This is a genomic window from Citrobacter sp. Cpo074, assembly GCF_030332745.1.
In the GTDB taxonomy this organism is placed as follows: Bacteria; Pseudomonadota; Gammaproteobacteria; order Enterobacterales; family Enterobacteriaceae; genus Citrobacter; species Citrobacter portucalensis.
Genome location: NZ_JAOWHG010000033.1, coordinates 788,485 through 814,376 on the forward strand (window position 1 = coordinate 788,485; position 25,892 = coordinate 814,376).

Annotated in this window: 29 protein-coding genes; 9 read left to right on the forward strand and 20 right to left on the reverse strand. The window is 53.0% G+C overall.

Annotated elements, in window-relative coordinates; translation table 11 throughout:
* Positions 1–41 precede the first annotated feature (41 nt).
* Positions 42–1,592, forward strand: coding sequence for a membrane-bound lytic murein transglycosylase MltF (mltF, locus tag OGX83_RS18075; protein WP_286588787.1), 1,551 nt, complete (start codon positions 42–44; stop codon positions 1,590–1,592).
* A gap of 40 nt (positions 1,593–1,632) precedes the next feature.
* Here the strand turns inward: mltF and tadA are convergent, their stop codons facing one another.
* Genes tadA through murQ form a run of 4 tightly spaced genes read right to left on the reverse strand, consistent with a single transcriptional unit; the run spans position 1,633 to position 5,104 of the window.
* Positions 1,633–2,169, reverse strand: a complete 537-nt coding sequence (gene tadA, locus OGX83_RS18080) for a tRNA adenosine(34) deaminase TadA (RefSeq protein ID WP_071845284.1) — start codon at positions 2,167–2,169, stop codon at positions 1,633–1,635.
* A 28-nt stretch (positions 2,170–2,197) separates the two neighbouring features.
* Complete coding sequence (gene yfhb, locus OGX83_RS18085) at positions 2,198–2,833, reverse strand: phosphatidylglycerophosphatase C (RefSeq protein WP_048234700.1); 636 nt, start codon at positions 2,831–2,833, stop codon at positions 2,198–2,200.
* Between the two features lie 3 nt (positions 2,834–2,836).
* The gene (locus OGX83_RS18090) at positions 2,837–4,201 is read right to left on the reverse strand and encodes a PTS transporter subunit EIIC (protein WP_286588792.1); all 1,365 of its coding nucleotides are present in this window, start codon (positions 4,199–4,201) and stop codon (positions 2,837–2,839) included.
* A gap of 9 nt (positions 4,202–4,210) precedes the next feature.
* Complete coding sequence (murQ, locus tag OGX83_RS18095) at positions 4,211–5,104, reverse strand: N-acetylmuramic acid 6-phosphate etherase (protein ID WP_003835317.1); 894 nt, start codon at positions 5,102–5,104, stop codon at positions 4,211–4,213.
* Between the two features lie 117 nt (positions 5,105–5,221).
* Here murQ and OGX83_RS18100 point away from each other — a divergent pair, with 117 nt between their 5' ends.
* Positions 5,222–6,070 (forward strand): MurR/RpiR family transcriptional regulator, encoded by an 849-nt coding sequence (locus OGX83_RS18100; RefSeq protein ID WP_286588793.1) that lies wholly within the window; start codon positions 5,222–5,224, stop codon positions 6,068–6,070.
* 55 nt (positions 6,071–6,125) lie between these two features.
* Complete coding sequence (locus OGX83_RS18105; RefSeq protein WP_003037590.1) at positions 6,126–6,386, forward strand: YfhL family 4Fe-4S dicluster ferredoxin; 261 nt, start codon at positions 6,126–6,128, stop codon at positions 6,384–6,386.
* 106 nt (positions 6,387–6,492) lie between these two features.
* On the opposite strand, the gene acpS is transcribed toward OGX83_RS18105, so the two are convergent.
* From acpS to rseD, 12 genes are all read right to left on the reverse strand, one after another.
* The gene (gene acpS, locus OGX83_RS18110; RefSeq protein WP_003037588.1) at positions 6,493–6,873 is read right to left on the reverse strand and encodes a holo-ACP synthase; all 381 of its coding nucleotides are present in this window, start codon (positions 6,871–6,873) and stop codon (positions 6,493–6,495) included.
* Positions 6,873–7,604 carry a pyridoxine 5'-phosphate synthase gene (pdxJ, locus tag OGX83_RS18115; protein WP_008785494.1) on the reverse strand — a complete coding sequence of 244 codons (732 nt, stop codon included), beginning with the start codon at positions 7,602–7,604 and terminating at the stop codon, positions 6,873–6,875. Before pdxJ ends, acpS begins: the two co-directional genes overlap by 1 nt.
* Positions 7,605–7,619: 15 nt before the next feature.
* The gene (recO, locus tag OGX83_RS18120; RefSeq protein WP_008785495.1) at positions 7,620–8,330 is read right to left on the reverse strand and encodes a DNA repair protein RecO; all 711 of its coding nucleotides are present in this window, start codon (positions 8,328–8,330) and stop codon (positions 7,620–7,622) included.
* A 134-nt stretch (positions 8,331–8,464) separates the two neighbouring features.
* The gene (era, locus tag OGX83_RS18125) at positions 8,465–9,370 is read right to left on the reverse strand and encodes a GTPase Era (protein WP_032937937.1); all 906 of its coding nucleotides are present in this window, start codon (positions 9,368–9,370) and stop codon (positions 8,465–8,467) included.
* Positions 9,367–10,047 (reverse strand): ribonuclease III, encoded by a 681-nt coding sequence (rnc, locus tag OGX83_RS18130; RefSeq protein WP_003037579.1) that lies wholly within the window; start codon positions 10,045–10,047, stop codon positions 9,367–9,369. The genes era and rnc overlap by 4 nt, the downstream gene beginning before the upstream one ends.
* A gap of 269 nt (positions 10,048–10,316) precedes the next feature.
* The gene (gene lepB / locus OGX83_RS18135) at positions 10,317–11,291 is read right to left on the reverse strand and encodes a signal peptidase I (protein ID WP_003835329.1); all 975 of its coding nucleotides are present in this window, start codon (positions 11,289–11,291) and stop codon (positions 10,317–10,319) included.
* A 15-nt stretch (positions 11,292–11,306) separates the two neighbouring features.
* On the reverse strand, positions 11,307–13,106 hold the full coding sequence (lepA, locus tag OGX83_RS18140; RefSeq protein ID WP_003037577.1) for a translation elongation factor 4: 1,800 nt from the start codon (positions 13,104–13,106) through the stop codon (positions 11,307–11,309).
* A gap of 270 nt (positions 13,107–13,376) precedes the next feature.
* A complete protein-coding gene (gene rseC, locus OGX83_RS18145) occupies positions 13,377–13,841 on the reverse strand; it encodes a SoxR-reducing system protein RseC (protein WP_003037576.1) in 465 nt (154 codons plus the stop codon).
* Complete coding sequence (gene rseB, locus OGX83_RS18150) at positions 13,838–14,794, reverse strand: sigma-E factor regulatory protein RseB (protein ID WP_003835334.1); 957 nt, start codon at positions 14,792–14,794, stop codon at positions 13,838–13,840. Before rseB ends, rseC begins: the two co-directional genes overlap by 4 nt.
* Positions 14,794–15,444, reverse strand: coding sequence for an anti-sigma-E factor RseA (gene rseA / locus OGX83_RS18155; RefSeq protein WP_008785497.1), 651 nt, complete (start codon positions 15,442–15,444; stop codon positions 14,794–14,796). The genes rseB and rseA overlap by 1 nt, the downstream gene beginning before the upstream one ends.
* Positions 15,445–15,475: 31 nt before the next feature.
* Positions 15,476–16,051: an RNA polymerase sigma factor RpoE gene (gene rpoE / locus OGX83_RS18160; RefSeq protein WP_003037573.1), complete on the reverse strand. Its 576-nt coding sequence runs from the start codon at positions 16,049–16,051 to the stop codon at positions 15,476–15,478.
* Positions 16,048–16,212, reverse strand: a complete 165-nt coding sequence (gene rseD, locus OGX83_RS18165; protein ID WP_122973798.1) for a rpoE leader peptide RseD — start codon at positions 16,210–16,212, stop codon at positions 16,048–16,050. The genes rpoE and rseD overlap by 4 nt, the downstream gene beginning before the upstream one ends.
* Before the next feature lie 263 nt (positions 16,213–16,475).
* Here rseD and nadB point away from each other — a divergent pair, with 263 nt between their 5' ends.
* Positions 16,476–18,098: an L-aspartate oxidase gene (nadB, locus tag OGX83_RS18170; RefSeq protein ID WP_003037572.1), complete on the forward strand. Its 1,623-nt coding sequence runs from the start codon at positions 16,476–16,478 to the stop codon at positions 18,096–18,098.
* Here nadB and trmN read toward each other — a convergent pair.
* Complete coding sequence (gene trmN / locus OGX83_RS18175) at positions 18,083–18,820, reverse strand: tRNA(1)(Val) (adenine(37)-N(6))-methyltransferase TrmN (RefSeq protein WP_057066708.1); 738 nt, start codon at positions 18,818–18,820, stop codon at positions 18,083–18,085. The genes nadB and trmN overlap by 16 nt on opposite strands.
* A gap of 130 nt (positions 18,821–18,950) precedes the next feature.
* On the opposite strand from trmN, the gene srmB reads away from it, so the two are divergent.
* The gene (gene srmB, locus OGX83_RS18180; RefSeq protein WP_003835340.1) at positions 18,951–20,279 is read left to right on the forward strand and encodes an ATP-dependent RNA helicase SrmB; all 1,329 of its coding nucleotides are present in this window, start codon (positions 18,951–18,953) and stop codon (positions 20,277–20,279) included.
* 17 nt (positions 20,280–20,296) lie between these two features.
* Here srmB and OGX83_RS18185 read toward each other — a convergent pair whose 3' ends face one another.
* Positions 20,297–21,193 (reverse strand): LysR family transcriptional regulator, encoded by an 897-nt coding sequence (locus OGX83_RS18185; protein ID WP_111466331.1) that lies wholly within the window; start codon positions 21,191–21,193, stop codon positions 20,297–20,299.
* Between the two features lie 102 nt (positions 21,194–21,295).
* On the opposite strand from OGX83_RS18185, the gene eamB reads away from it, so the two are divergent.
* The gene (gene eamB, locus OGX83_RS18190; protein ID WP_286588795.1) at positions 21,296–21,883 is read left to right on the forward strand and encodes a cysteine/O-acetylserine transporter; all 588 of its coding nucleotides are present in this window, start codon (positions 21,296–21,298) and stop codon (positions 21,881–21,883) included.
* A gap of 79 nt (positions 21,884–21,962) precedes the next feature.
* Here the strand turns inward: eamB and grcA are convergent, their stop codons facing one another.
* A complete protein-coding gene (gene grcA, locus OGX83_RS18195; protein WP_003037563.1) occupies positions 21,963–22,346 on the reverse strand; it encodes an autonomous glycyl radical cofactor GrcA in 384 nt (127 codons plus the stop codon).
* A gap of 317 nt (positions 22,347–22,663) precedes the next feature.
* Here grcA and ung point away from each other — a divergent pair, with 317 nt between their 5' ends.
* Positions 22,664–23,353: a uracil-DNA glycosylase gene (gene ung, locus OGX83_RS18200; protein ID WP_008785504.1), complete on the forward strand. Its 690-nt coding sequence runs from the start codon at positions 22,664–22,666 to the stop codon at positions 23,351–23,353.
* 33 nt (positions 23,354–23,386) lie between these two features.
* Here the strand turns inward: ung and OGX83_RS18205 are convergent, their stop codons facing one another.
* Complete coding sequence (locus OGX83_RS18205) at positions 23,387–24,466, reverse strand: tRNA/rRNA methyltransferase (RefSeq protein WP_020996710.1); 1,080 nt, start codon at positions 24,464–24,466, stop codon at positions 23,387–23,389.
* Between the two features lie 207 nt (positions 24,467–24,673).
* Here OGX83_RS18205 and trxC point away from each other — a divergent pair, with 207 nt between their 5' ends.
* Together trxC and tapT are read left to right on the forward strand one after the other, a co-directional pair.
* The gene (trxC, locus tag OGX83_RS18210; protein ID WP_008785506.1) at positions 24,674–25,093 is read left to right on the forward strand and encodes a thioredoxin TrxC; all 420 of its coding nucleotides are present in this window, start codon (positions 24,674–24,676) and stop codon (positions 25,091–25,093) included.
* A gap of 69 nt (positions 25,094–25,162) precedes the next feature.
* Complete coding sequence (tapT, locus tag OGX83_RS18215; protein WP_003835347.1) at positions 25,163–25,861, forward strand: tRNA-uridine aminocarboxypropyltransferase; 699 nt, start codon at positions 25,163–25,165, stop codon at positions 25,859–25,861.
* The last annotated feature ends 31 nt before the right edge of the window (positions 25,862–25,892 follow it).

A 25,892-nucleotide genomic window follows, 5' to 3' on the forward strand; every position in this document is an offset into this window, starting at 1 on the left:
ACAGCAGACAGAGACAACGTACGGTTCAGAGAATTAACTAATTGAAAAAATTAAAGATTAATTATCTGTTCATCGGCATATTGACGCTGTTGTTGGCAGCGGCCCTTTGGCCATCTATTCCCTGGTTCGGTAAAGCCGAAAATCGTATCGCCGCCATTCAGTCGCGGGGAGAGCTGCGCGTCAGTACCATTGATTCGCCATTAACTTACGCGACCCTCAACGGCAAAAAATTCGGCCTGGATTATGAACTGGCCCAGGAATTTGCCGACTACTTAGGCGTGAAGTTAAAAGTTACCGTACGCCAGAACATCAGCCAGCTTTTTGACGACCTGGATAACGGCAATGCCGACCTGTTAGCCGCAGGCCTGGTCTATAACAGCGAGCGGGTTAAAAATTACCAGCCCGGTCCGACCTATTATTCGGTTTCACAACAGCTGGTGTACCGGGTTGGGCAATACCGTCCGCGCACGCTTGCCACGGTGAACGAAAACCAACTGACTATCGCCCCGGGGCACGTGGTGGTTAATGACCTCCAGCAGCTAAAAGAGAAAAAATTTCCCGATCTGAGCTGGAAAGTCGATGACAAAAAGGGCACCACCGAACTGCTTGATGATGTAATCGCCGGAAAGCTGGATTACACCATTGCCGATTCTGTTGCCATCAGCTTATATCAACGCGTGCATCCTGAGCTGGCCGTAGCGCTCGACGTCTCTGACGAACAACCGGTGACATGGTTTAGTCGGTTGGACGATGACAACACGCTGTCTGCCGCCCTACTGGATTTCTTCAACACCATGAATGAAGACGGTTCTCTGGCACGGCTGGAAGAGAAATATCTCGGGCATGGCGATGATTTTGACTATGTTGATACCCGCTCCTTTTTACGCGCCGTAGACAGCGTGTTGCCGGACCTCAAGCCGCTGTTTGAGAAATATGCGCAAGAGATAGACTGGCGACTGCTGGCCGCTATCTCGTATCAGGAATCACACTGGGACGCGCAGGCCACCTCTCCAACCGGCGTACGCGGACTGATGATGCTGACCAAAAATACCGCTCAGAGTCTCGGGCTGACCGACCGTACCGATGCCGAACAGAGTATCAGCGGCGGCGCGCGATACTTGCAGGATATGATGAGTAAAGTACCGGATACCGTCCCCGAAGGAGAACGCATCTGGTTTGCCCTTGCAGCCTATAACATGGGTTATGCGCACATGCTGGATGCGCGGGCGCTGACGGTGAAAACCAAAGGCAATCCGAACAGTTGGTCTGACGTAAAACAGCGATTACCGTTGCTCAGCCAAAAGCCGTATTACAACAAGCTGACCTATGGCTATGCACGTGGCCACGAAGCTTACACCTATGTGGAAAATATCCGTAAGTACCAAATTAGCCTGGTGGGATATCTGCAAGAGAAAGAAAAACAGGCGCTTGAAACACAGCAACTGGCGCAGGATTACCCGACGGTGACGCCCGCAGAGCTATTAGGTAAAGAGAAATTCCCGCTTTCGGCGTTTCTGTCTCAAACGTCGTCAAACTACCTGACGCACTCCCCTTCCCTGCTGTTTTCACCGCATAAAAAAGAGGAGAAGTAGTCTTGTACGCTTGATAAGCGCACTGCCATCAGGCTGAGAGTTACTGATTAGCGGATTTTTTCAGGGCCTTGATTTCCTGCCGGCGCATGCGGAAGAAATCACTGAGTAACGTGGCACATTCATCCCGCAGTACCCCCTCTGTCACTTCAACCCGATGATTCATTCCAGGGTGATGCAGTACATCCATTAATGACCCGGCAGCGCCCGTTTTCGCATCGCGTGCGCCAAAAACGACCCGACCGATACGGCTGTGCACCATCGCGCCAGCGCACATCACGCACGGTTCCAGAGTGACGTACAGCGTGGCATCTAACAGGCGGTAGTTTTGCAGCACCAGACCGCCCTGACGAAGCGCCATAATCTCAGCGTGGGCAGTCGGATCATGATGTCCAATAGGGCGGTTCCAGCCTTCGCCAATTACTCGGTTGTTATGTACCAATACCGCACCCACCGGGACTTCACGCTCATCCCAGGCGCGCTTAGCCAGCGTTAAAGCATGACGCATCCAGTATTCGTGGCTAAATTCAACATCTGACAAAGGGGTAACTCCAGTAATCAAAGCGGGCGCATTATACACGTCATACTTCAAATTGCATGTGCGTTAGCTATTCGAGTTGCTGAAGCTCTCCGCGCGGCGTGACGCGCCAGCGATGCTGGCAAAAAGAGAGCAGCGGATTGTCCTGATTACTGTCACTATAGCCACTGTAAAGCTGTAGCGGCGCGCCAATGTGGCGTTCCAGTTGTGTCACTTTCTCATGGCCCAGACAGCGCAAAGTCAGTACCCAACCGCCGTATCCCCGTGCCATTTTGCTGGCGATCAGATTGACTCGCGGTAGCCATGGAGTATCAAAGTAAACCTGCTCGACCAGTGACTGCGGAGAGCCGGTAATAAGCCAGATATCAGCGTCAGAACTTAACAGATAGGTTGTCAGCCGCTGCTGCACGAGCGGAAACGCCGTCACGTTACTGCGAAACCAGCGCACAAAGTCGGCCTGATGCGCTTTCAGACGCGCCTCACTGCGGCCAAAAGTGCATCCCCATAACAGCAGGCTCATTGGCCAGCGGGCGGCACGTCCTTTTATCAGCAACGCCAGCGCAATCACCGGTAATAGAGGCAGCACAAGCAACGCATTCAGCGGCTGGCGACGCAGCAGATAACGAATAAAACTACCGAACATATCCTGCTGGTGTAACGTGCCATCCAAATCAAAAAAGACAACGCGGCGCTGGTGATTGGTCAAACCTTATTCCTCTGGATCAGTGAATCCCAATAGCCAGGTAAACAGGAACCCGGCGATAACTGCTACCAGATAGCCTAACAGATAGAACATCACTTTTCCGGCAACAATCGTCAGTGCCAGCGGTAACCCGGAGATGCCAAAGGTGATGACCGTCGCCACCTTCCAGTAGCTAATCAGCGCCCCACCTACCGCGCCGCCAAGACAGGCACCGATAAACGGCTTACCCAACGGCAGCGTTACGCCAAAAATCAGCGGCTCGCCAATCCCCAGCAGTCCGACCGGTAGCGCCCCTTTGATCACTTTCTTTAGCCGCGCATTACGAGTTTTCATCAGAACCGCGATCGCAGCACCTATTTGCCCAACGCCCGCCATCGCCAGGATCGGAAAAAGCGCGTTATAACCGTGTGCCTGAACCAGCTCAACGTGGATGGGCACCAATCCCTGATGAAGTCCGGTGAGCACCAACGGCAGAAAGGTTCCTGCCAGCACGGCACCGACCAGAAAACCGCCGCGATCGATAGCCCAGGATGCGCCGTGAGCGATAGATTCAGAAATCCATCCGCCAAGCGGTTGCAGCGCCACAATCGCGATTACGCCGGTAATAATGGTGGTCAGCAGCGGGTTAAGGATAAGCTCCAGTGATTCCGGCAACAGCGTGCGGAATTTGCGTTCGATCCAGCACATCAGCGCAACCACCAACAATACCGCGATCACCCCGCCACGCCCCGGCTGTAACGCTTCGCCAAACAGGGTAATTTGCGCCAGCTGAGGGCTGGAAAGGATCCCCGCCATCACCCCGCCCATTGCCAGGGAGCCACCGAAAACTTTGGCGGTATTCACCCCGACCAGAATATTCATAATGGCAAACACGGCGCTGCCAAATATGCCCATCAACCCCAGCATATTTGGATAGTGGGTCGCAAAATCCCCCACGATATCCGGGCGCTTAAGGATGTTAATAATGCCGGTAATCAAACCAGAGGCGATAAACGCCGGAATAAGAGGGATAAAGACGTTCGCCAGCTTGCGCAGCGCATCACTCATCGGCGCTTTGTACTTCGCTTTGGCCTCTGACTTGGTGCGCTCAATATCATTGGCACCTGCTCGCTCGCCGCCATCGGCAATCAGGGAACGCATGGCATCCACCACTTTGGCAGCTTTACCGGGGCCGACAATAATCTGGTGCTGTGCGCCCTGCTTCACGTAGCCGCTAACGCCGGGCAGTTGCCTGAGGCGGGGAATATCGATCTGCCCGTCATCCTGAACTTCCACCCTGACACGGGTCATACAGTTTTCCAGACGCAGAATATTGTTCTCTCCGCCAACGCCCAGCAGGATGTCGCTGGCCAGCAACGCCATCTTATCCATATACACCTCTTAGTGTTCTAACGCCGCGCGTAAAAAACCCTGGTGAGCGGCAAGCTTTTCGCGGGCGGCAGCGGCATCCAGGCCGGTGAGCGCCATTAAAATAGCTGGCTTAACATCATAATCCGTCTGCTTCAGCAGCGTTTCAGCTTGAGCCCGCGCAATACCGGTGGCTTCAACCACCATACGGCACGCCCGATCGACCAGTTTGACGTTGGTTGCCTGCATATCAACCATCAGGTTCTGGTACACCTTGCCAAATTTCACCATTGCGCCGGTGGAGATCATATTGAGCACCAGCTTTTGCGCTGTGCCGGATTTCAGTCGTGTTGACCCGGTCAGCGCCTCAGGCCCCACTACCGGAGAAATGGCAATATCCGCTTCATGCGCGATAGGGGAATCCGGATTGCAAGAAATAGCCGCCGTTGTACAGCCCACCGAACGCGCATATTTCAACCCGCCAATTACATACGGCGTGCGACCAGAAGCTGCCAGCCCCACCACCAGATCCTGTGCGGTAAGATTGAGCGTACGCAGATCGTCTTCGCCTAGCTGCGGGTTATCTTCTGCGCCTTCTACTGCCTTCAGCAAAGCGCCCGGTCCCCCGGCAATCAGCCCAACCACCAGACCGTGCGGGACGCCGAAGGTTGGTGGGCATTCAGACGCGTCCAGCACCCCAAGACGCCCGCTGGTACCTGCTCCCATGTAAATAATGCGTCCACCGGCTTTTAGCGCGTCAGCTGCCGCATCAACCGCGCGCGCAACTTCAGGAAGAGTTGCTTTTACTGCTTCAGCTACCAGCGTATCCTGTTGATTAAAACGATGAACCAACTCCAGAGTGGAGAGCGCATCCAGATCCATGGTCTGAGGATTGCGGGTTTCTGAAACTAACGCACCGAGATTCATTTTTTGTTCCTTAGGAATTTTTAATTCATAATAATCTGTCATAATGGAATATTATATTCACTAAGGCGAGTGATATTTTGTTTTGTAATCGCCATCACATTTTCGCCAGGAGAAAGCATGAACTGTTTAATTCGCATTCGTCAGCGTTATCCGGATCTCGCGCAAAGCGATAAAAAACTTGCGGATTATCTTCTTGCTCAGCCGGATACTGCGCGTCATCTCAGTTCACAACAGCTGGCCTTTGAAGCGGGCGTCAGCCAGTCCAGCGTGGTGAAATTCGCGCAAAAGATGGGCTTTAAAGGATTCCCGGCACTCAAACTGGCGATTAGCGAAGCATTGGCCAGCAATCCCAACCCCCATTCCATTCCGGTACATAATCAGATTCGCGGTGACGACCCAATGCGAATGGTAGGCGAGAAACTGATTAAAGAGAACGTGGCGGCGATGCATGCGACGCTGGACGTCAACAGCGAAGAGAAACTGATGGAGAGCGTCACGATGCTGCGTTCAGCCCGCCGCATTATCGTGACCGGGATTGGCGCATCGGGTCTGGTGGCGCAGAACTTTGCCTGGAAGCTGTTGAAGATTGGTTTTAACGCGGTAGTCGAACGTGATATGCACGCCCTGCTGGCGACGGTGCAGGCGCTTTCACCAAGCGATTTGTTGCTGGCTATTTCGTACACCGGTGAGCGCCGCGAACTTAATCTGGCGGCAGATGAAACGCTGCGTACCGGCGCGAAAATCCTCGCCATCACCGGATTTACACCGAACGCCCTGCAGCAACGGGCAAGTCATTGTCTGTACACCATTGCCGAAGAGCAGGCCACGCGCAGCGCAGCGATTTCCTCCACCCACGCGCAAATGATGCTCACCGATTTACTGTTTATGGCGCTGGTGCTGCAGGATCTGGAGCATGCCCCGGAACGCATTCGTCACAGCGAAGCGCTGGTAAAAAAACTGGTCTGAGCAAAGAATGCGCGTATAATGCCCGCCCGATTTGTGATGTTTTGAGAGTTTCCTGATGGCCCTGTTAATCACTAAAAAGTGTATCAATTGCGATATGTGCGAGCCCGAATGCCCGAATGAGGCGATTTCGATGGGTGATAGCATTTACGAGATTAACAGCGACAAGTGTACGGAATGCGTAGGCCATTACGACACGCCAACCTGCCAGAAAGTGTGCCCGATCCCCAATACTATTTTGAAAGATCCGGCGCATGTCGAAACAGAAGAGCAACTGTGGGATAAGTTTGTGCTGATGCACCACGCCGATAAACTTTAGCCGCGTCGCCATCTGGCGAAGAAGCCCCTACCCTGCCCCTGCAACAAACGCATAACCCGTAGGCCGGATAAGACGCTACGCGTCGCCATCCGGCATCGTCCTGAATCTAACTTTCGATAATCACCGTGGCGCAGGCGTAGTGACGCTCATCGGCCAGCGTCACATGCATGTGCGCAACGCCGAGTTTTTCCGCCAGTTTTAACGCCTCTCCCCATAATCGCAGACGCGGCTTACCGAGTTCATCGTTAAAGACTTCAAACTGATTAAATGCCAACCCATTGCGAATACCCGTGCCAAAGGCTTTTGCTGCCGCCTCTTTGACTGCAAAACGCTTCGCCAGAAAACGCACCGGCTGCTGATGCGTTTCCCAGATTGCCCATTCGTTGTCGCTGAGCACACGTCTTGCCAGGCGGTCGCCGGAACGGGAGATCACCGCTTCGATGCGGGCAATCTCCACGATATCCGTACCTAATCCCAGAATCGCCATTAGCCACGCGCTTCCAGCATCAGGCGCTTCATTTCTACTACGGCCTCTTTCAGGCCGCTCATCACCGCACGTCCAATAATGGCATGGCCAATATTCAGCTCGTGCATTTCCGGGATACGCGCGATAGCTTTAACATTGTGATACGTCAGACCGTGACCCGCATTCACCTTCAGGCCAAGACTTGCAGCATAGGTTGCCGCTTTGGCGATACGCGCCAGTTCGCTGGCCTGTTCTGCGTCGGTTTTCGCATCGGCGTAACAGCCAGTGTGAATTTCAATAAACGGTGCGCCAACTTCCGCAGCGGCCTTAATCTGCTCTTCATCGGCATCGATAAACAGCGAAACCAGAATGCCTGCGTCCGCCAGGCGTTTGCAGGCATCGCGCATCTTGTCACGCTGACCGGCGACGTCCAGCCCACCTTCAGTGGTAACTTCCTGACGCTTTTCCGGCACCAGGCAGCAAAAATGCGGCTTAGTCTCAACGGCAATCGACAGCATCTCTTCGGTGACTGCCATTTCCAGATTCATGCGCGTATCCAGCGTCTGGCGCAAAATACGTACGTCACGGTCGGTGATATGACGACGGTCTTCACGCAGGTGTACGGTAATACCGTCCGCGCCCGCCTGTTCAACGATAAACGCTGCCTGAACCGGGTCCGGATATGCGGTACCGCGTGCATTACGTAAAGTGGCAATGTGGTCAATGTTGACGCCTAACAGTAATTCGGCCATGACAATCCTCGTTTTTTATTTTCGCTTCGGCATAAACTGCCGGAATAATTCGCGGCTCTTTAAGGGCTTACCACCAAGATACGGCTTTAACGCCATGCGGGTAAAGCGTTTCGCGGCGCGAAGCGTATCAGCATCCGGAAATTCCCGCGATTCGAGTGCTTTCAGATGGCGTCCGGTAAAGGTGGCGTTATCAATCACTACGCTTGCGATAAACCCTTTTTCTTCCCGGTAGCGATAGGTCATGGTGTCGTCTACCGGCTCGCCGCTGCCCGCACAGTGGGTAAAATCGACGCCATACCCCAGATGACCAAGTAAGGCCAGCTCAAAGCGACGCAATGCAGGTTCTGGCGAACCCGTCGCGCCAGCCAGCGCCTGAATACAGTTCAGGTAATCGAAAAAGAGTGCAGAAAAGCGGGTTTCGTATTCGAGTACGCGCGAGATAAGCTCGTTAATATACAAGCCGCTGTACAGCGTGATTCCGCTAAGGGGGAGTGCCAGAGAAACGGCTTCGGCGCTGCGCAAGGTTTTGACCTCGCCACGTCCACCAAAGCGAAGCAACAACGGGGTAAAAGGCTGGAGTGCGCCTTTAAGATTGGAGCGTTTGGAACGTGCGCCTTTAGCCACAAGGCGCACGCGACCCGACTCTTCCGTGAAGACGTCCAGCACGAGACTGGTTTCGCTCCAGGGGCGACTGTGCAGGACAAAAGCGCGTTGCCATCCTTCCATCATAATACTCGTCGTCTTTCAAGTTGCAGGTGCGTTGGCTGCGCCCGTTCACCCCAGTCACTTACGAGAGTAAGCTCCCGGGGATTCACGGACTTGCCGCCTTCCTGCACCTCGAAAGCCATAGAGTATTAAAACTACTGGTCGTCGCCGTAACCGAGGCTACGCAGCGCGCGTTCGTCATCGGCCCAGCCGGATTTCACTTTCACCCACAGTTCCAGGTGAACGGGCGCTTCGAACATCTCCTGCATGTCTTTACGCGCTTCGATGCCGATGGTTTTAATCTTGGCCCCTTTGTTGCCAATAACCATCTTCTTCTGCCCTTCACGTTCAACGAGGATCAGACCGTTGATGTCGTAGCCACCGCGCTCGTTAGAGATAAAACGCTCAATCTCCACGGTAACGGAGTACGGCAGTTCAGCACCCAGAAAACGCATCAGCTTTTCACGGATGATTTCAGAGGCCATAAAGCGCTGAGAACGGTCGGTGATGTAATCTTCCGGGAAGTGATGAATAGCTTCCGGCAAATGCTTACGCACGATGCCCGCAACGGTATCGACATTCAAGCCGGTTTCGGCAGAAATCGGTACGATATCAAGGAAGTTCATCTGGCTTGCCAGGAACTGCAGGTGCGGCAGCAGATCGGCTTTTTCCTGAACGTTGTCGACTTTGTTGACGGCCAGAATAACCGGGGCTTTGCCATCACGCAGCTTGTTGAGCACCATTTCGTCGTCCGGCGTCCAGCGGGTGCCTTCGACAACGAAAATAACCAGTTCAACATCACCGATCGAGCTGCTCGCCGCTTTGTTCATCAAGCGGTTAATAGCCCGTTTTTCTTCCATATGCAGACCCGGGGTATCAACATAAATCGCCTGATACGCGCCTTCGGTATGGATGCCAACAATACGGTGACGTGTTGTCTGAGCCTTACGTGAGGTAATAGAAATCTTCTGCCCAAGCAGATTATTCAACAGGGTGGATTTGCCGACGTTCGGGCGACCGACGATAGCAATAAATCCGCAGTAGGTTTTCTCTTCGCTCATTCCAGCTCCAGTTTTTTCAACGCCTGTTCGGCGGCAGCCTGCTCAGCCTTACGACGGCTCGAACCTGTGCCAACCACCGGTTCACTCAGGCCGCTGACCTGGCAGTGGATAGTAAATTCTTGATCGTGTGCTTCACCACGGACCTGTACAACCAAATAAGACGGCAGAGGCAGGTGGCGGCCCTGCAAATATTCCTGCAGGCGCGTTTTCGGATCTTTTTGTTTGTCGCCTGGGCTAATTTCATCCAGACGAGTTTGATACCAGTTCAGGATCAATTGCTCAACGGTTTGAATATCGCTGTCGAGGAAGACGCCGCCGATCAAAGCTTCAACGGTATCCGCCAGGATTGATTCACGACGGAAGCCGCCGCTTTTCAGCTCACCTGGCCCCAAACGTAAACATTCACCGAGGTCAAACTCACGGGCTAATTCAGCCAGCGTATTGCCGCGAACCAGCGTCGCGCGCATGCGGCTCATATCACCTTCATCCACACGCGGGAAACGGTGATACAGCGCATTAGCGATAACAAAGCTCAAAATAGAGTCGCCTAAAAATTCTAAACGCTCGTTATGTTTGCTGCTGGCGCTCCGGTGAGTTAATGCCTGCTGCAACAGCTCCTGATGATTAAAAGTGTAGCCCAGCTTCCGTTGAAGCCGATTAATTACGATGGGGTTCATGCGATACCAATAAATGAATGCGTCAACAATTCAGCACACGAAACAGACCTGATATACGCATTTCGCTGAGCCATCCGGCTTCGCCTGCATGCTTTTGTATACAAACCAACGCTGTTTCGTGTGCCGTGGCAACCTGTCGGTGCCAACCTAAAACTTCGGGGGAATATTCTATACACAACGACAAGGGATGTCGTTAGTCTGCGGGAATTTATCCGAGAAATAATTCACGCTGCCGCCGTAATGACGACAACGTGAACGATTATCGGTGATTAGTGAATGCCACCAATACGGCTTAAACGCACACCGGTCGGCCATTCACCTTCTTGCTTATCGAAACTCATCCAGATAGCGGTCGCTTTACCAACCAGATTCGCTTCCGGTACAAATCCCCAGTAACGGCTGTCCGCGCTGTTATCACGGTTATCACCCATCATGAAGTAGTGTCCCGGCGGAACGATCCAGGTTGCCAACGGCTGACCAGGTTGACGGTAATACATCCCCACCTGATCCTGCGCAATCGGCACGGTCAGAATGCGGTGCGTAACCTCACCCAGCGTTTCTTTACGCTCAGAAAGGCGAATACCGTTCTCTTTCGTTTCATTCAGCGGAACTTCAAAGAAGCCGCTGGTCGCTTCACCGCCGTTACGACGAGCAAAGGTCTGTACAAAATCACTTGGCTGAACATCAGAGTACGTTACCGGCAGCGCGTTTTCACACGCCTGACCGGAACGGCATCCTGGCTGAATAGTCACCTCTTTCGCCACTGGATCGTACGTTACTTTGTCTCCCGGTAAACCGACAGCACGTTTAATGTAGTCCAGACGCGGATCTTCCGGGTATTTAAACACCACGATATCACCGCGTTTCGGATGACCGGTTTCGATCAACGTTTTCTGGTAAATCGGATCTTTAATCCCGTAGGCGAATTTCTCCACCAGGATAAAGTCACCGATAAGCAGCGTCGGCATCATCGAACCTGACGGGATCTGGAATGGTTCATAGATAAATGAACGCACCACCAGCACAATCGCCAGTACCGGGAAAACGGACGCCCCGGTTTCCAGCCAGCCTGGCTTAGGTGCCACTTTTTTCAGCGTAGCTTTATCCAGTGAATCACCTGCAGCAGCTTGCGCTGCTGCCTGACGCTCCCGGCGCTTTGGCGCGAAGATGAATTTATCTACGCACCATAAAATGCCCGTCACCAGTGTGGCAATCACCAGAATCAGGGCAAACATGTTCGCCATGCCAACTCCTTAAGATTATTTGCTGTCTTTACCGACATGCAGAATGGCGAGGAACGCTTCCTGCGGCAGTTCGACGTTACCGATCTGCTTCATGCGCTTTTTACCCTCTTTCTGTTTTTGCAGCAGCTTTTTCTTACGGCTGATATCGCCACCGTAGCATTTCGCCAGAACGTTTTTACGCAGCTGCTTAACCGTTGAACGCGCGATGATGTGCGTACCAATGGCCGCCTGGATCGCGATATCAAACTGCTGGCGAGGGATCAGATCTTTCATCTTCTCAACCAGTTCACGGCCACGGCTCTGGGAGTTGTCGCGGTGGGTAATCAGCGCCAGCGCATCGACACGTTCGTTGTTGATAAGGACATCAACACGCACCATGTCAGACGCCTGGAAGCGTTTGAAGTTATAGTCCAGCGACGCGTAGCCGCGAGAGGTCGACTTCAGACGGTCGAAGAAATCGAGTACGACTTCCGCCATTGGAATCTCATACGTCAGCGCCACCTGGTTACCGTGGTAAACCATGTTGGTCTGGACGCCACGCTTCTCGATACACAGGGTGATGACGTTGCCAAGGTAAGCCTGCGGCAGCAGCATGTGACACTCAGCGATCGGCTCACGCAGTTCGTAGATGTTGTTCAGCGGCGGCAGCTTGGACGGGCTATCGACGTAGATAGTCTCTTTCGCCGTGGTTTCGACTTCGTAGACTACGGTCGGCGCGGTGGTGATCAGATCCAGATCGTATTCACGCTCCAGACGTTCCTGAATGATCTCCATGTGCAGCAGACCAAGGAAGCCACAACGGAAGCCGAAGCCCAGCGCGGTAGAGCTTTCCGGTTCGTAGAACAGGGAGGCGTCGTTCAGGCTCAGTTTGCCAAGCGCGTCACGGAAGTTTTCATAGTCGTCAGAGCTCACCGGGAACAGACCGGCGTAAACCTGCGGCTTCACTTTTTTAAAGCCTGGCAGCGGTTTGTCTGCCGGGTTACGCGCCTGCGTCAGGGTATCGCCAACCGGTGCGCCGAGGATGTCTTTAATCGCACAAACCAACCAACCTACCTCGCCGCATTTCAGCTCGGTACGGTCAACCTGTTTTGGCGTGAAGATGCCCAGACGGTCAGCGTTATAGACCTGACCGGTGCTCATTACTTTAATTTTGTCGCCTTTACGCATGGTGCCGTTTTTAATACGCACCAGTGACACCACGCCAAGGTAGTTATCGAACCAGGAGTCGATGATCAGCGCCTGCAATGGGCCTTCCGGATCGCCTTCCGGCGGCGGAATGTCGCGTACCAGACGTTCAAGAACGTCAGTGACGCCAACGCCGGTTTTCGCCGAGCAGCGAACGGCATCTGTCGCATCGATACCGACGATATCTTCGATCTCTTCCGCTACGCGTTCAGGATCGGCGGCTGGCAGGTCAATTTTATTCAGTACCGGTACTACTTCCAGATCCATTTCCATGGCGGTATAGCAGTTAGCCAGGGTCTGCGCTTCTACGCCCTGTCCGGCATCAACCACCAGCAATGCGCCTTCACAGGCAGCAAGCGAGCGGGAAACTTCATACGAGAAGTCAACGTGGCCCGGGGTGTCGATAAAGTTAAGCTGATAGGTTTCACCATCAGATGCTTTGAAATCGAGCGTCACGCTCTGCGCTTTGATAGTAATACCGCGCTCACGCTCAAGATCCATCGAGTCGAGAACCTGCGCTTCCATTTCACGGTCAGACAGGCCACCGCAGATCTGGATAATACGGTCAGACAGCGTCGATTTACCGTGGTCGATGTGAGCTATGATTGAAAAGTTACGTATGTTCTTCATATAGTGTAATTATTGTGCCTTACGCCCGCCGGAGCAGGCTCTGAGAAGTCGCTGATCTGAGCTTAACGTCTGTTTAAGTGAAACGCCGCATTCTACACTACAACGCTGAGGCGAGGAAACGTTCATAGAGCAAGGATAGCGGGAACTGGAAACAACCTTGCAAAGTCGGTGAAACTTTTGCCGGATGGCGGCATAAACGCCTTATCCGGCCTACGCCTGCATCTGAGCACGCTGTAGACCTGATAAGCGCAACGCCATCAGGCAAAGATATCACTGCTGGGTTTCGACGCGAATAAGATCGGGTGGGAGAGCAACGTTTAGAATGACCGGCTGCCAGGCTTCGCGCTCAGCAAGCTTACGAGAGTATCCACGAGCAATCAGGAATCCGCCCACGCCCCCCAGCACTGCGCCGCTTAATGCCGCAAGATCGGAACCAAACAGCACCTGGAACAGCGCCGCGAAAAGAAACAGTCCCGCCAACGGAGACATGTAGACCAGCATCGCCGAACCCAGCAGGCTACCTTCGGCAATGCCCAGTTCAACTTTTTGACCAGGGGTCAAGGGTTCGTCGCAGGGCACCACGATAGTGTGTGTGGTCTGTGGTCCCAGTTTGTTCAGTACGCGGCTCCCGCATCCGGCCCGGGAAGCACAGCTGCTACATGATGCTTTAACATCACAGCTGACCGTCGCCAGACCATTTTGCCAGGAGACGACCGTCGCCCACTCTTTAATCATTGTGCTGCCCTGAACTTGATATTGTCCGCGATACGCTTCGCCGTTTGTGGTGGAAGCTCGCCCACAATCGTAATTTCCGCGTTATCACGCACGCTGGTGCTGACCGTTCTGCGGCCAGTACGCAGCAGTTGATCGGCGCTGTTCTGCGTCGCACGGTTTACGTTCACGGAGAAACTAAACAAGCCATCAGAATAAAGGCGTGATTCAATCGGCATGTTATCCATCGTCGGCAGCGGACGTCGACTGCTTGAGACCTCACTGAAACCTTGTGGCAACCACGACGGACTCCAGTTGAAGTTGGTTTTCTCGCCTGCAGGAACCGACAGCAACGGTGGTAAATTCGCTTTTGCTAACGTCTGCATGCTGTCGCTAACACCGTTATTCACGGTAAAGGAGATCACACGGAACTGTTCCAGCGTTTCGCCATCACGATCGAGGAGATCGACACGCATTGGCAGTTTGGTCTCCGTGTCCATCCAAACGATATAGCTGTAACGGGTGCCGTCACGCGCCACAACGCGGATCACTTCACAGAGCCGATCGGCAATACGGGTGCGGCCTACTGAGATAAAATCATAGTAGGGAGCAAGGCGTTTGAAATCGGTGTAAATCAGGGATGGCAGAGAGTCAACGATATAATCGCCGTTCAGCGTGAACGGTTCGAGACCAGGCTCAAAATAGCTAATTTCGTTGCCGCGTTGCACCACTTCCCGGCGCGGTCCATCCATTTGTAATAGTTGCGCGAGTGGACGGTTATCCTGGCGGGCATGACGATAACGTAGGGATTCAACACCCTGCTTATTGATGCTGACAAATGACAGCTCATAGGTTAGCGACTGGCTGGCCAGATTCATCTGCTGCAACAACGCCCCGGACGCAGGATTGGCCGAGGCGTTTACAGAGAAGAACAGGCTACCAGCCACAAGTGACATGGCAAACCAAAGTTGCTTCATTACTGCGATTGCGTTCCTAAAGTTTGAATTCCTGGCACCTGCACAGCGGCTTGCTGTGTTTGGGCCTGCTCAAACTGAAGCTGTTCAGAGTGCAGTCGACGTTGCAATTCGTAATCCTGCAACATGGCATTAATACGACGACGCTGCTCCTGTACCTGCTGTTGTTGACCGCCGCTGGCCGTCGCGTCAGAAGGTACACCCAGGCTTACCGGACTGGCTTTGCCCATCATCGGTAATGTATTAAATACCGGTGTTTCGGGCTGCTGGGACGTTTCAGATTGTCCATTATAGTGCTGGACGCCAACGATAACTGCAAGTGATACGCACGCGGCCACACCCATTTGGGTAAGCTGCGCGGCCCACGGACGCATTTTCTTCCAGAATGGCATTTTCTGCCACTGGTGCGGTGCTGGCTGGGCCTCAGGAATCAATGGCGCCGTCTGACGTACTGGCTCATCCTGGATGGCGGCCATTACGCGGGCGGAAATATCGAAATGGAGAACGTCGGCGGTATCACCTCGCATGGAATCGCGAATCAGGTGATAACTCTCCCAGGTTTTTTGCATTTCCGGGTCGTGAGTTAGCTCTTTGAGTAACTCAGTATCCAGCGTTTCGCCATCCATTAAAGCGGAAAGTTTCTCTTTCTGCATGCCTAATACCTTTTCCAGTATCCCGCTATCGTCAACGCCTGATAAGCGGTTGAACTTTATTATCAATAGCTTCCCTCGCTCGGAAGATACGTGAACGCACCGTACCTACCGGACAATCCATGATAGCGGCTATCTCTTCATAGCTCAGGCCATCCAGCTCCCGCAAGGTTATTGCCATGCGTAAATCTTCCGGGAGGGACTCAATAGTTCGGAAAACTATCTGTCTCAGTTCTTCTGACAACATTAAGTTCTCAGGGTTCGAAATTTCTTTCAGTGCTCCGCCACTTTCGTAATTTTCTGCTTCAATCGCATCTATATCACTGGAAGGTGGACGACGCCCCTGAGCGACCAGGTAATTCTTCGCTGTATTGACTGCAATACGATACAGCCAGGTATAAAAAGCACTATCTCCCCGGAACGAGTCCAGCGCACGATAGGCTTTGATAAATGCTTCTTGTACTACATCGGGTACATCACCCGACGGTACATAGCGAGAAACCAGACTCGCCACCTTATGCTGATAGCGCACTACCAGTAGGTTAAAGGCTTTCTGATCTCCCTTCTGGACCCGTTCTACCAGGACCTGGTCCGTTAACTGCTCGCTCATCCGAGGTAAAGTCTCCCCAAACCAAATTTCCACGCGCTTTCGAAACGCCACTCCATCAGCTTCACTATGAGCAAGCAAATGCTTAGAGTGCTCAAGTTTCGTAAAGTTCCGTTACGCATTGTTTTTTGTTTGTCATGTTGTAGACAGGTCTTATCTCTCATTATAAGTCTACATAACCCGATCAACGCACTATCTGTACAGAAATGCCCATTTCACCGCTTGCAGAGTAACCCAACGGGCACTTTATTTCATCACATAATCTGATGCTAACGGCCTGCTTCACAAAATATTTTTGCCTATTTCGCCCTCATCATGCTTTTCCTTCATGTTTAGTCATTGCAACACATTTAAAAATAAAACGTGCAGTATCGCGCAATGTGATGCTATGGTGACCAAACACTGTTTAGTAAATTAAACAAACATCATGAATACGACTCCTGAATTATCCTGTGACGTGCTGATCATTGGCAGCGGGGCTGCCGGACTCTCACTGGCGCTGCGCCTGGCTGAAAAACATCAGGTTATTGTCCTGAGCAAAGGGCCGGTCAGCGAAGGCTCGACATTTTATGCCCAGGGGGGTATTGCCGCGGTTTTCGATGAAACCGACAGTATCGACTCCCACGTTGAAGATACGCTGATTGCCGGGGCCGGGCTGTGCGATCGCCATGCGGTTGAATTTGTCGCCAGCAATGCTCGCACCTGCGTTCAATGGCTTATCGATCAGGGCGTCTTATTCGATACACAGGTTCAGCCTAACGGCGAAGAGAGCTATCACCTGACCCGTGAAGGCGGTCACAGCCATCGACGCATCCTGCACGCTGCGGATGCTACCGGCAAAGAAGTCGAAACCACCCTCGTCAGCCAGGCACAAAATCACCCCAATATCCGGGTTCTTGAGCGTAGCAACGCCGTCGACCTAATTGTCTCCGATAAAATCGGTCTGCCGGGAACGCGTCGGGTTGTCGGCGCATGGATCTGGAATCGTAATAAAGAAGCCGTCGAAACCTGCCATGCGAAGTCGGTAGTGTTGGCCACCGGCGGCGCGTCAAAGGTGTATCAATACACCACCAATCCGGATATTTCCTCGGGTGACGGGATTGCAATGGCCTGGCGCGCGGGATGTCGCGTCGCCAACCTGGAGTTTAACCAGTTTCACCCGACAGCGCTGTATCATCCGCAGGCGCGCAATTTTCTGCTGACCGAAGCGCTGCGCGGCGAAGGCGCGCACCTGAAGCGCCCGGACGGTTCACGCTTTATGCCCGATTTTGACGAACGTGGCGAACTGGCTCCCCGCGATATTGTCGCCCGCGCCATTGATCATGAAATGAAGCGCCTTGGTGCAGATTGCATGTTCCTCGATATCAGCCATAAGCCGGAAGAATTTGTTCGTCAGCATTTCCCGATGATTTATGAAAAGTTGCTGGGATTGGGCATTGATTTAACCAAAGAGCCGGTTCCCATCGTGCCTGCCGCGCACTATACCTGCGGCGGTGTGATGGTGGATGACTTTGGCCGTACCGATGTCGACGGGCTGTATGCGATCGGCGAAGTGAGTTACACCGGCCTGCATGGCGCCAACCGGATGGCATCGAACTCATTGCTGGAGTGTCTGGTTTATGGCTGGTCCGCGGCTGAAGATATCGACAGGCGCATGCCTTATGCTCGCGGCGTTAGCACGCTCCCGGGCTGGGATGAAAGCCGGGTAGAAAATCCGGATGAGTTGGTAGTTATCCAGCATAACTGGCATGAGCTGCGGCTGTTTATGTGGGATTACGTCGGTATTGTGCGTACGACCAAGCGCCTGGAGCGCGCTCTGCGCCGTATCACCATGCTGCAACAGGAAATCGACGAGTATTACGCCCATTTCCGCGTGTCGAACAATTTGTTGGAACTGCGCAATCTGGTACAGGTTGCCGAGCTGATTGTCCGCTGCGCAATGATGCGCAAAGAGAGTCGGGGCCTGCACTACACGCTGGATTACCCAGAGCAGCTTCCAGAAGCCGGCCCGTCCATTCTCTCGCCGCTAAGTCATCACATAAACAGGTAAAACGCCTGGGTCAGCGCCGTGTAACCTTCAGAGTAACGTTGGTCTGGCCCACGAATCACCAGCCTGTCGCTAAAGCACTCCCCGGCCTGCGGGGAGAATGCCAGCAATACCCGATGCGGTAGTCGGGCTTCCGTTTCTGCTACATCCGTACGTAATCGCAGATGCCAGCCCATACTTAATGCCTGCTGGGTAAACGCGTTCCCAATCTGTTCCGGCAGCACGACACAAAAAAAACCTTCTTCCGTAATGCTGTCCGCCGCCAGCGTAAGCAACGCCTGGTGATCGAGCGTGGTGGTATAGCGCGCCTGCTCGCGCTGCGGTGTAGCACATTCCACGCCCTGTTCATAATAGGGAGGGTTGCTGATTATCAAATCAAAACGCACGGTCTGACGCGGTATCCACTGCTGCGCATCTTCTGTATGAACACTCACGCGATACATCCACGGAGATTGCGCGATGTTCTCCTGCGCCTGCTGCGCGGCATCGACATCAAGCTCCACGGCGTCAATGATGACGTTTTCATCAGTGCGCTGGGCCAACATCAGCGCCAACAGGCCACTCCCGGTACCAATATCCAGGATCCGCTTTACGCCCGCAACGGGGGCCCAGGCCCCCAATAAAATGCCGTCTGTTCCGACTTTCATTGCACAGCGATCGTGTGCCACAAAAAACTGCTTAAAAGTAAATCCATTACGTCTCAGTACGGATGTAGACTGGGGCATGAAGAACAACCTTCCTGGAAAAAAAACGATAACATAGGATAAAAACAATACCTGAGAAGGTATATCCATACAAACAGATGAAGATTGCAGCCGTAACGTCTATAATCAGCGCCCCACTCAGAGGTAGAACATGACTGTAACGACTTTTTCCGAACTTGAACTCGATGAAAGCCTTCTGGATGCCCTCCAGGAAAAAGGTTTCACTCGCCCGACCGCCATTCAGGCTGCCGCCATTCCGCCTGCGCTCGATGGCCGTGATGTACTCGGTTCTGCGCCGACAGGCACCGGTAAAACGGCGGCATATTTGCTGCCAGCGTTGCAGCACCTGCTCGACTTCCCGCGCAAGAAATCTGGTCCGCCGCGCATTTTAATCCTGACGCCAACGCGCGAACTGGCGATGCAGGTTGCCGAACACGCTCGTGAACTGGCGAAGAATACGCATCTGGATATCGCTACGATTACCGGCGGCGTGGCTTACATGAACCACATGGAAGTCTTTAGCGAAAACCAGGACATCGTGGTCGCCACCACGGGTCGACTGCTGCAATACATTAAAGAAGAAAACTTCGACTGCCATGCGGTTGAAACGCTAATTCTCGATGAAGCAGACCGTATGCTGGACATGGGCTTTGCCCAGGACATCGAGCATATCGCCGGTGAAACACGCTGGCGTAAGCAAACCATGCTGTTTTCCGCCACGCTGGAAGGCGATGCGATTAAAGATTTTGCCGAGCGTCTGTTGGAAGACCCGGTCGAAGTCTCAGCGGACCCGTCCACCCGCGAACGCAAGAAGATCCATCAGTTTTACTACCGTGCCGATGACATCGAGCACAAAACTGCCATGCTGATCCACCTGTTAAAACAGCCGGAAGCGACTCGCTCGATTGTCTTCGTACGCAAACGTGAGCGTGTGCACGAACTGGCAGGCTGGCTGCGACAGGCGGGCATTAATAACTGCTATCTCGAAGGCGAGATGGTGCAGAACAAACGTAACGAAGCGATCAAACGCCTGACCGATGGTCGTGTGAACGTGCTGGTAGCAACCGACGTCGCCGCTCGCGGGATCGATATTCCTGACGTCAGCCACGTGTTTAACTTCGACATGCCGCGCAGTGGCGATGCCTATCTGCACCGTATTGGCCGTACCGGTCGTGCTGGCCGTAAAGGCACTGCGATCTCTTTGGTTGAAGCGCACGACCACCTGCTGCTCGGCAAAGCGAGCCGCTATATTGACGAACCGCTGAAAGCTCGCGTCATTGACGAACTGCGTCCAACCACGCGCGCGCCAAGTGAGAAATCTAACGGTAAGCCCTCCAAGAAAGTGCTGGCGAAGCGCGCTGAGAAAAAGGCGAAAGAGAAAGAGAAGCCGCGGGTGAAAAAACGTCACCGCGACGCCAAAAATATCGGCAAACGTCGTAAGCCGAGCGGCGCTGCTACCCAGCAGTCCGACAAAGAGTAAACCGAATGCCGGGCCATTTAGCCCGGCATTTTTTCACGTGATGCAAAACTCTCTTCAATGCACTCAAGAAACACCCGCATCGCCGGACTAACGACTTTTCCGGCATGATAACCACACAATGCCGTAATTAACTCAGGTTGTTCACTGAACGGTAATTCAATCAACTCCCCTGAACGTAACTCCTTCTCGACGGCAAAATGCGGCAAAAAGCTGATCCCAAGATTTGCCGATACGCACTGCTTAATACTTTCAATGCTCCATAACTCAATGGTATTTTCCAGCGTAATCTGTCGTTTACGCAGTAGCCCCTCGAAGCGTTGTCTGAAAATACATTGCGGCTCATTAATGATAAAACTGCAGGGAATGTGCTGGTTATGCTGAGTAAAATCAACGTGCTGAAGCAGTGGCGAAGCAACTAATGCCAGTGACTGATCGCCAAGCGGCATCAACTCCAGGGCATCGTCATTACCCACCCGATAAAAGACCCCCAGATCGACCTCGTCACTGAGCAACGCATCGCGAATGACATAACAGTTGAGCGACTGTAAAGACAGCCGCACATGGGGCGCACGTTGTTTAAATCGCTGTAAAACCTGCGGCATTTTATACGCCAGCAGCGTTTCACCTGTTGCGACACGTAGATCGCCGCTCGGCTGCGCATCCTGATGTGCCGACTGTCGAATCGATGCCATCACGCGCGTCAGGTCATGGATATGCGGCATCAGCCGTTTTCCCTCACTGGTGAGACACATCCGGCGACCAATTTTTTCAAACAACTGCACCGAAAGCTCTTGCTCAAGCTGTTGAATATGAAAGGTAACCGTTGATTGCGTACAGCACAGTTTTTGTGATGCCCGCAGAAATGAACCCTCTTCCACCACCGTTTTTAGCGTAATAAACCGACGTAAATCCATCCGCACCAACCCATCGAAAATATCGAACTCAGAATGCAAAAACATTCATTTTTTTTAATGTTTTGCCTCGGGTACTGTCTACCAAAACAGAGGAGATAACAAGTGACCCCCACGCTTTTAAGTGCATTCTGGACCTATACATTGATTACCGCGCTAACCCCCGGACCTAACAACATCCTTGCGCTCAGCGCCGCGACGTCACACGGTTTTCGTCAGAGTACACGCGTACTGGCCGGAATGAGTCTGGGCTTTTTAATCGTCATGATGATGTGCGCCGGGATTTCATTTTCACTGGCGGTCATGGATCCAGCCATCATCCATTGGCTTAGTTGGGCTGGGGCCGCTTATATCCTGTGGCTGGCGCTGAAGATCGCCACCAGCCCGACCTCGAACGATAGATTGCAGTCAGAGCCGATTAGCTTCTGGGCAAGTTTTGGCTTGCAGTTTGTTAACGTGAAAATCATTTTGTACGGCATTACCGCGTTATCCACGTTCGTATTACCGTACACTCAGGACGCCCACTGGCTGATTGGGGTGAGTATTCTGTTAGCCCTGATCGGCACCTTCGGGAATGCCTGCTGGGCGCTGTCGGGCCATCTTTTTCAGCGCGTTTTTCGCCGTTACGGTCGACAGTTGAATATCATTCTGGCGCTGCTGTTGGTGTATTGCGCGGTGAGGATCTTTTACTAACAGATGCAAAAAAGCGGAAGACGCACTGGCATCTTCCACTTTTTGATTCTCTACTAAACGGGGTTATTCCCCGTGAGCCTTACAGGCTCTCAGTAAAGGTACGAGCAATAACGTCGCGCTGCTGTTCTGGGGTCAGAGAGTTGAAACGCACTGCATAACCAGAAACACGGATGGTCAGTTGCGGATATTTTTCCGGATGCTTAACTGCATCTTCCAGCGTTTCGCGACGCAGAACGTTCACGTTCAGGTGCTGACCACCTTCCACGCGGACTTCCGGCTGTACGTCTACCGGTACTTCACGGTATTCGATTTCGCCCAGTTTGCTGACTGCAACGACTTCATCAGCATTGAAACCTGCTTTCGCAACGATGCAGCGAGCTTCGCCTTTTTCGCTGTCCAGCAGCCAGAAAGAGTTCAGCAGGTCGTCGTTTGCAGCTTTAGTAATCTGGATACCTGTAATCATTTGATGCCTCCCCGGCAAAATTATTTGATCTCGGTTGGCCGTCATCCGGCCAATTGGTAAAACCATTGTTGCTTGAGTGTATATATACCCCTCACACATCCTTGAATCTTTGATTTAAATCAACAAAAACCACGCATGGAAAGTAGTGATAGGTGGATTTTATTGTTTTACATCAACTTACGCCATGTGCACAGCTAAACTTTTTACATAAATTTTCAACTATCTTTAAGGGGTAGACCATTGAGTAACGTACAGAATTTTGCGACGTCGAAAGAAGCAGTTAAGCTAGGGGGATTGAAAATTCGCAGGAGAGCGAGATGGCCACCGAATTAACCTGGCACGATGTGCTGGCTGAAGAGAAACAGCAGCCTTATTTTGTTAACACACTGCATACTGTTGCCGGCGAGCGTCAGTCAGGTATGACAATTTATCCACCGCAAAAAGATGTGTTTAACGCTTTTCGCTTTACCGAGCTTGGTGACGTGAAAGTCGTTATCCTGGGTCAGGATCCTTACCACGGTCCAGGCCAGGCACACGGTCTCGCGTTCTCTGTTCGCCCCGGCATTGCCACTCCACCCTCGTTGCTGAACATGTACAAAGAGCTGGAGGCAACGATTCCAGGCTTCACGCGCCCAACGCACGGATATCTGGAAAGCTGGGCACGCCAGGGGGTACTGTTACTCAACACCGTACTCACCGTCCGCGCCGGCCAGGCACATTCTCACGCCAGCCTTGGGTGGGAAACATTTACCGATAAAGTCATCAGTCTGATTAACCAACATCGGGAAGGTGTGGTTTTCCTGCTCTGGGGTTCTCACGCACAGAAGAAAGGCGCGATTATTGATACGCAGCGTCACCATGTGTTGAAAGCGCCCCACCCATCACCGCTCTCTGCGCATCGCGGTTTCTTTGGCTGCAATCACTTTGTACTGGCGAATGAATGGCTGGAACAACGAGGTGAAAAGCCAATTGACTGGATGCCGGTATTACCCGCAGAAAGCGAGTAAAAAAATGCCAGCGATTCGCTGGCATTTTTATTATCAGGCTTTGTTTTGACGCCACCACTCCGCGAGCAGCACGCCTGTTGCCACAGAAACGTTGAGCGTTTCTACCTTGCCAGTGCCGTCAATCGCTATGCACAGATCGTCGGCTGAGCATGCTGCTTCTGGCAGAGCTTCACGCTCACGCCCTAATACCAGCACCATTTTTTCCGGCAGCGTGGTAGTAAACAGCGGTTTGCCTTTCGCGCTTGAGGTCATCACAACCGTGTAACCCGCCTGGCGGAAGTCGTCCAGCACATCAACAATGCTGTCGCCGGTAATCGGCTGAACGTGCTCTGCACCACCTTCAGCGGTACGGATTGCCGCACCTGATTCCAGCAGCGCCGCGTCCTGTACCACCACGCCTTTCACACCAAAGTGGGCGCAGCTACGCATCATTCCGCCCAGGTTATGCGGGTTAGCGATATCTTCCAGTGCCAGCACACAATCCTGCGCCCCTGCCTGACCGACCCACTGCTTAACGGTAGTACCGTTACGTTTTTTGATCAGGAAACAGACGCCACCGTGGTGTTCTGTGCCAGAGGCTTTCGCCAGCTCGGCTTCGTCAACCACGTGATAGGCTTTTCGGTTTGCCGCCATCCAGCGTAATGCTTCTTTAAAGCGCGGGGTTACGCTCTGAACAAACCAGGCGCGGACGATGGCGTCCGGACGACTCTGGAACAGAGCCTGACAGGCATTCTCACCGTAAACGCGGGTTTCTTCCGCACGCTGACGGCGTAATACTTCAGGATCGATAAAGCTCTTACCGCTAATACCGCCGTGATCGGCTTTATCCGCTGCGTCATCATTCGGTGCGCGGGACACGGTACGCCACGGTGAATCTTCACGTCTGCGGTCACGTTCTACATCGCGGTCACGACCACGTTCACGACCGCGTTCGCTGTTCGGACCCTTTCGGTCATCACGGGCAGGGCGACGACCGCCTTCGGCTCGGGAAGTACCGGGGCGACCGCCGCCTTTGCCAGTACGTGGATTTTGGGTGCGTTTATCCGAGTCATCGTCACTGCGGACGTACATCACTTTGACCTTGCCGTTTTTGTTCTTCAGTTCGTCGCTCATGTTTTTCTCCACCTGCTCTGCGCGAAGCGCGCAGATTACCCGATGTGCACGTCGTTAGCCATTATTTCATTTAAAAGCTAAGGACTATTGTACTCATTGAATAAAACGCATTGTTGTTTAGAACAGACTCCCCGATAATATGTAACATAATAGAAACATACTGGCGTTCCTGCCGTGAAGTCCACTCCACTCATCCAGAGGTTAGTTATGAATACCGTTTGTACCAGCTGCCAGGCTATCAACCGCATCCCCGACGATCGTGTCCAGGAAGCGGCTAAATGCGGACGCTGTGGTCACGACCTGTTTGATGGGGAGGTGATCAATGCGACCGGTGAGACACTGGATAAACTGTTAAAAGACGATCTCCCGGTGGTCGTTGACTTTTGGGCCCCCTGGTGTGGTCCATGTCGTAACTTCGCCCCGATTTTTGAAGATGTCGCGGAAGAGCGTAGCGGTAAAGTGCGTTTTGTTAAAGTGAATACGGAAGCCGAGCGTGAACTCAGCGCCCGTTTCGGTATCCGCAGCATTCCGACCATTATGATTTTCAAAAAAGGGGAAATCGTCGACATGCTTAACGGCGCTGTACCAAAAGCCCCGTTTGATAGCTGGCTTAACGAATCATTATAATCTCTACGGGGCGCATCTTGTGCCCCGTTTTCACCTCTGCGACAATAGCGTTTTTCAACGTGTTTCCCCATGACCGATAACGCTGTTCTTCAGTTACGCGCTGAGCGCCTCGCGCGCGCCACGCGTCCTTTCCTTGCCCGAGGTAATCGCGTTCGCCGCTGTCAGCGCTGCCTGCTGCCGCAGAAACTCTGCTTGTGCGCAACGCTGGCACCCTCTGAGGCAAAAAGTCGCTTTTGTCTGGTGATGTTTGATACCGAGCCGATGAAGCCCAGCAACACGGGGCGTTTGATTGCTGATATTCTGCCCGATACCACGGCTTTTCAGTGGTCACGCACCGAGCCGCCGCAGGCGCTGCTGGAACTGGTGAAAAATCCGGATTACCAGCCGATGGTTGTATTCCCAGCCTCCTATGCGGGTGAAGAGCGTGAAGTGATTTTCACGCCACCAGCCGGTAAGCCCCCATTGTTTATCATGCTCGACGGCACCTGGCCTGAGGCGCGTAAAATGTTCCGCAAAAGCCCGTACCTCGATAACCTACCGGTGATCTCCGTTGATTTATCACGCCTTTCTGCTTACCACCTGCGTGGCGTTCACGCTGAAGGGCAATATTGCACTGCCGAAGTGGCCATCGCCTTGTTGGATCTGGCGGGAGATACGCAAGCCGCAGAAGGGTTAAGCGATCATTTCACTCGCTTTAAAACCCGCTACCTGGCAGGAAAAACTCAACATCAGGGAAGCGTCACAGCAGATTCCTCAGAAAACGTTTAAAATCATTCGGTCACTGGTGTCATTAAGGAAG